3 protein-coding genes are annotated in these 3236 nt (G+C 69.7%); 1 reads left to right on the top strand and 2 read right to left on the bottom strand.

Annotated elements, in window-relative coordinates; translation table 11 throughout:
• Positions 1-285 precede the first annotated feature (285 nt).
• Entirely contained in the window at positions 286-1179 is an 894-nt protein-coding gene (locus D3H34_RS31210; RefSeq protein WP_119558703.1) for a LysR family transcriptional regulator, read from the top strand.
• Here the strand turns inward: D3H34_RS31210 and D3H34_RS31205 are convergent.
• Together D3H34_RS31205 and D3H34_RS31200 are read right to left on the bottom strand one after the other, a co-directional pair.
• Entirely contained in the window at positions 1176-1505 is a 330-nt protein-coding gene (locus tag D3H34_RS31205; protein ID WP_119558702.1) for a hypothetical protein, read from the bottom strand. The two genes, D3H34_RS31210 and D3H34_RS31205, sit on opposite strands and share 4 nt — an antisense overlap.
• Positions 1505-3236, bottom strand: a 1732-nt coding sequence (locus tag D3H34_RS31200) for an excinuclease ABC subunit UvrA (protein ID WP_491047153.1), incomplete at its 5' end; no start/stop codon positions are given. The genes D3H34_RS31205 and D3H34_RS31200, both read right to left, overlap by 1 nt.

Genomic DNA, 3236 nt, shown 5'->3' with positions numbered 1-3236 from the left:
GCTGCCGCCCGCAGTGAACGGCACGATGATGCGCACCTGGCGTGCGGGGTTGGGGAAGGCAGCGTCGCTGGACCAGGCGCTGGCCGAGCAGGCCATGAGGGTGGCGGCCAGGGCCGTGAGCCCCAGGCTGCGGCGCGTGAATTGCTTGTTCATGTCTCTATGCCTCTTGGAAAATGCTGCCGCAACGGAAAGCGGCCGGTGTGAATCCAGTGTAGGCAGCACAGGCCATGACTACAAAATGCATTTTTCCGTGTCACCTATACAGGATTGGTATACCCTCACCCCATGCCCCGCCCTCTGAGTTTTCGCGAAATCGAAGCCTTCCGTGCCGTGATGCAGGCCGGCACGACCACGGCCGCGGCCCAGTTGCTGCACACCACCCAGCCGTCGGTCAGCCGCCTGCTCGCGCAGATGCAGGCCGGCGCCGGCCTCAAGCTGTTCGACATGCACAAGGGCCGGCTGCGGCCCACACCCGAAGCGCTCGAACTGTTCGCCACGGTGCAGCAGCATTTCGTCGGCCTGGAACGCATAGAGCGCGACCTGCAGGGCCTGCGGCTGTCGGGTGCGGGCACGCTGCGCATAGGCTGCACGCCGGCGCTGGGCCTGTCGGTGCTGCCGGCCGTGGTGCATTCGTTCGTGCTGCAGCATCCGAGCACGCCGATCAGCCTGCAGACGCTGGGCACCTCGCATCTGCGCGAAGGCCTGCAGCTGGGCCAGTTCGATCTCGTGGTCAGCACCATGGCGATCGATGCGCCCGACCTGAGCGCCAGCGTGCTGCACCGCAGCCAGGCGGTCTGCGTGATGCACCCGGACCACGCGCTGGCGCAGCGCGAGCAACTGCATGTGAGCGACCTCGCCGACCAGTTGCTGCTCACGCTCAACGCCGACGACAACATCTTCCTGCAGCTGCAGCAGACCATGCAGCGCCATGGCGTGCAGGCGCGCTCGACCATAGAGACCACTTATTCATCGACCATCTGCTGCCTCGCGGCCGAAGGCACGGGCATAGGCGTGGTCAACCCCTATGTCGCGAGCAAGTTCGCGGCGGAACTGGCCATTCGGCCGCTGCTGCCGCAATGCGCGGTCGACATTGCGCTGGCCCTGCCGCTGCACCGCGCGCCTTCGGCGCGCGCCGATGTCTTCGTGCAGCTGCTGCAGCAGCACCTGCAGACCTTCTAGGTTTTTCCCACCTGCAGATCGGCATCGCAGCCCACGCCGGCCGCAATCCAGCGCCGGGCGAGCCGCAGCCACAGCCGGCCGCGCCAGCGCCGCCAGCGGCCGGGCAAGGCCGCGAGCGCCTTCGCGTCTTCGAGCACGCCGCAGCGGTAATGCGCGCCTGCCTCGTCCCAGCGCAGCGCGCTGCAGGCGCCCTGCCGGCGGCGCGAGACCAGCATGCCCATGGGACAGGGCTCGGCCAGGCAGCACAGGCCGCAGCCGTTGCAGGGTGCGCCCAGCGCGGGCTTGGCCGGCGCCTGCGCATGCCACAGCACCGCGTACTCGCGCATCAGGCCAGCGCCGCTGCGCCGGGCGCCGCTGCGCCGGGCGCCGTCTCGCGCGCCGCCACGCCGCGCGCCAGCACCGATGCCAGCGCCTGGCCGGTATGCGTGCCCTGCGCCACCAGGTGTTCCGGCGTGCCCGCGGCGACGATGCGCCCGCCGCCGTTGCCGCCTTCGGGGCCCAGGTCGATGACCCAGTCGGCTTCGGCGATCACATCGAGGTCGTGCTCGATGACGATCACCGAATGCCCGCCGTCGACCAGCCGGTGCAGCACTTCGATGAGCTTCTCCACGTCGGCCATGTGCAGGCCGACCGTGGGCTCGTCGAGCACGTACAGCGTATGCGGCGCCTTGTTGCCGCGGCGCGCGATGTCGTCGCGCACCTTGGTCAGCTCGGTCACGAGCTTGATGCGCTGGGCTTCGCCACCGCTGAGCGTGGGCGAAGGCTGGCCCAGCGTCAGGTAGCCCAGGCCCACATCCTTGAGCAACTGCAGCGGGTGGCCGATGGCCGGCATGCTGGCGAAGAAATCGACGGCTTCGTCGACTTCCATCTGCAGCACGTCGCCTATGCTCTTGCCGCGCCAGGTCACGGCCAGCGTTTCGGGGTTGAAGCGCGCGCCGTGGCAGGTGTCGCAAGGCACCTTGACGTCGGGCAGGAAGCTCATTTCGATGGTCCGCAGGCCCTGGCCTTCACAGGCCGGGCAGCGGCCTTCGCCGGTGTTGAACGAGAAGCGGCCCGGGCCGTAGCCGCGCGCGCGCGCTTCGAGCGTGTCGGCGAACAGCTTGCGTATCGTGTCCCAGAAACCGATATAGGTCGCGGGGCAGGAGCGCGGCGTCTTGCCGATGGGCGTCTGGTCGACTTCGAGCACGCGGTCTATGGTCTCGAAGCCGCGCAGGCCCGCGCAGCCGATCAGCGCGGGCGCCTGGCCCGCGTCCATGGCTTCGCGCCCCGCATGGGTGCTGCGCTGGCCGACCCAGGCCGCGACATTGGTCCAGAGCACGTCGCGCGCCAGCGTCGATTTGCCCGAGCCGCTGACGCCCGTGACCGCCACCAGGCGCTTGAGCGGCACATGGGCGTCGACGCGCTGCAGGTTGTGCAGATCGGCGCCGAGCACCGTGAGCCAGCGCTGCGGGCCGCTGCCCAGCGACCCGCGCGGCAGCGGCTGGGCCAGCGCCGCGTTCGCGGCCGCGCTGTCGGCCTGCAAGGCCGCGACGGCATCGGCGGCGATCTGCTTTTTCGTGCGCTTCTTCGGCGCCTCGGCCGCCTCAGGCTCGGCCACAGGCGCGACCGGCGGCCAGACCACGGGCCGGCGCGGCTGGAACGGATGGCGCATCGCGTGCAGCAGGTAGCGGCCCGTGACCGAATCCTCGGCCTGCATCACATCGGCGGGGCTGCCTTCGGCGACCAGACGGCCGCCGCGCTTGCCTGCGCTCGGGCCGATGTCGATCACATGGTCGGCGCGGCGAATGGTGTCTTCGTCATGCTCGACCACGACCAGCGTATTGCCCTTGTCGCCGAGCTTGTGCAGCGCGTTGAGCAGGATGTGGTTGTCGCGCGCATGCAGGCCTATGGTCGGCTCGTCGAGCACGTAGCACACGCCTTGCAGGTTGCTGCCCAGCTGCGCCGCGAGCCGGATGCGCTGCGCTTCGCCGCCGCTGAGCGTGGGCGCGCCGCGGTCCAGCGTCAGATAGCCCAGGCCCACCTCTTCGAGGAACTCGAGCCGGCCCAGGATTTCGGGC

This window comes from Acidovorax cavernicola (assembly GCF_003581445.1).
This window is presented reverse-complemented; position numbering and strand designations above follow the sequence as displayed.